We start from the raw sequence: 2,407 nt of genomic DNA on the forward strand, positions 1-2,407 counted from the left end.
ATATTTACTGGCTTAAAGCATTCAAAGATCTTGAAGGGGATATTAAAGTCGGTGACGGTACAGTATCTATGAAAGATTTGAAAGAGTTAGATAAGAAAGCTGGAATTAACACGGATAACGTTATGAAGAATGTGAAAGATGGTACGGAGTTAATCGGTAACTGGGGATTCCAAGGAACAGACGGTTTCAATATGTCACTCATTCTAAAAGGTGATAAGACATTTGAAACATATGGTAAAGGTGAGTATCCAAAGAAAAAGAATTATATTGAAGGAACTTGGGAGTATGATAAGGAAGCTTTTACAATCTATTTACATCTCAATAAACGTTTAGTAGACAGTGTAGAAGATACAATTCAAAAAAAGAAAATAACATATAAAGTTCAAGATTATGATGGGAAAAACTTGCGATTATTTAATGAGACGTCATTCAATACAATTAAGTATGTGAAGCAAAGTTAAAGTTATGTAGGGACTAGGTTTAAATGGCATAGTCCTTAATTAAAGTGTGAGTATGTAAATAATAGGTTATCTTTGGTTCTGTCTACTTAGTATCATGTTATTGTTTAATAAGGTAATAAATGCAATTTAAACTTAAGCATGTGAGGTTGGTTATAAGTGATAAAGAAATTTACTAGAGTAGTATTAACGGTGGTTATACCAATCGATCTTATTACGGGTTGTGGAACTGCTGAAAAAACTGAAGCAAAAGAGCCGAAAGCGGTACAAGCGGAGAAAAAGGATTATACGGATTACTCATACGGTAGCAAAGGCATATTAGTAAGCGGAAAAGCGAAAGAACGTCTACAATACGAGGTTGGATATATGGATGATAACAAGTTAATTGGGATCGATGAAAATATTGAGGACTGTATTATTTTAGATAATAAAGATGAAGCAGGTTACATTTGGAAACAAATAGAGCGCGGATCTATTATTGAAGTGCAATATGGTAAGGACCGCAAAGACATCGTAGGGGTACAATTAGTAGGAGATCGTAAGCCATACGAAATTAGTGATAAGTTTGATCGAAATACGATAAATGAGATTGTCGGACAAGTTAAAGGTAATTTGTAATAGACGTATTTCGCTAGTATATGATCTATTATCATGAAATGGCGAATCACATACATAAAAGTTTGGAATCAACGGCATTTTTTATATGAAAATGCCGTTGATTTATTTTAAAAAGTAAAGGGTATTCTATAGTCTTGTAGAAAAACACATATTAAAAAATATACTTATGAATTAGTCTTCTTTTAGTTGTGATGATCGTCGTAAGGTCATTGCCCAGAATAAAAGAGCACAAGCACTAACAGATGCACCTAATATACAAACTCCGTTCCATCCGTAGCTTGCATAAATGTTTGTGGAAAGAATTGCACCTGTAGCACTGCCGATAGAATAAAAAATCATATAACTAGCAGTGAGCCGACTTCTCGCTTCAGGACGCACTGTGAAAAGTATACTTTGGTTCGTGACATGTACAGCTTGCACAGCTAAATCTAAAAGGATAACGCCGATAACTAGTAGGAATAGAGAAGGGTTCATTAATTTAATGAGGAGCCATGAAAGTAATAATAAGGATAAGGCTATGCCAGTAGTTCTTTCTCCGAATCCGCGATCAGCGAGTTGTCCGGCCTTAGTGGCAGCTAATGCACCAGCAACTCCAGCAAGACCAAATGCTCCGATAGCTGTATGTGATAGATTATATGGTGCAGCACTTAGAGGTAAAACTAATGAAGTCCATAAAATACTGAAGGAAGTAAAAATAAGCAATGCTAATATTCCGCGAATACGTAAGATCCTTTCTTCTACAAATAATAAGAGAACAGAACGTAATAAGTTACGATAGGTCATAGCTGTTTTTGTATTAACACAATGGTTGAGATTGCCCCTCATAATGAAAAATTTGAAGTGTTGACTAGAGAACATCAAATGTATCTTTCAGTTATATTTCAAGAATTAATCGCCAAAGGTATTCAGTCTGGAGAACTGCAAAGTGATGTGAATGCTAAAGCATTGGCACAAACGCTAGTCACTTCATTAATTGGATTAACAGTGTTAATGAAATCTCGACCAGAACGTTCAGTTGTAGATAATTCGGTATGTATCATATTATCGTTACTAAAATAAATGTAACAGAATTGTATTTCAATCAACTATGTCGATTATAGACACTTTTATTTATAAACTTTCAACCTTAAAGCACTGAATTGTCTACGAAGGCAACAAGTGCTTTTTGTTTTCCGGTAAATATGAGCAGGTGAATCATAATGGCTGTCTGCAATGTATGAAGATTGTTGGAGACATTTGTAATTAGACATCAGATAAGAGGGGAATGAAAACACTATATAAGCCCCTTCAAAGCCCCTCATAAGCACCTACCAAGTAATAAATCACTAAGA

General features: G+C 34.6%; 2 protein-coding genes and 2 pseudogenes. 3 read left to right on the top strand and 1 reads right to left on the bottom strand.

The genetic code is table 11. The features are described from left to right. Together AC1DTM_RS23100 and AC1DTM_RS23105 are read left to right on the top strand one after the other, a co-directional pair. Positions 1–461, top strand: a 461-nt coding sequence (locus tag AC1DTM_RS23100; protein WP_477000979.1) for a DUF3994 domain-containing protein, incomplete at its 5' end; no start/stop codon positions are given. Positions 462–617: 156 nt separating this feature from the next. Continuing rightward, positions 618–1,076, top strand: coding sequence for a hypothetical protein (locus AC1DTM_RS23105; protein ID WP_016105389.1), 459 nt, complete (start codon positions 618–620; stop codon positions 1,074–1,076). 171 nt (positions 1,077–1,247) lie between these two features. Here the strand turns inward: AC1DTM_RS23105 and AC1DTM_RS23110 are convergent. Further along, positions 1,248–1,871: pseudogene (locus AC1DTM_RS23110) on the bottom strand (MFS transporter); the annotation flags it as partial. Here AC1DTM_RS23110 and AC1DTM_RS23115 point away from each other — a divergent pair. Beyond that, a pseudogene (locus AC1DTM_RS23115) lies at positions 1,851–2,135 on the top strand (TetR family transcriptional regulator C-terminal domain-containing protein); the annotation flags it as partial. The pseudogenes AC1DTM_RS23110 and AC1DTM_RS23115 overlap by 21 nt on opposite strands. Between the last annotated feature and the right edge of the window lie 272 nt (positions 2,136–2,407).

It is taken from the genome of Bacillus sp. P4_D3 (assembly GCF_056401855.1).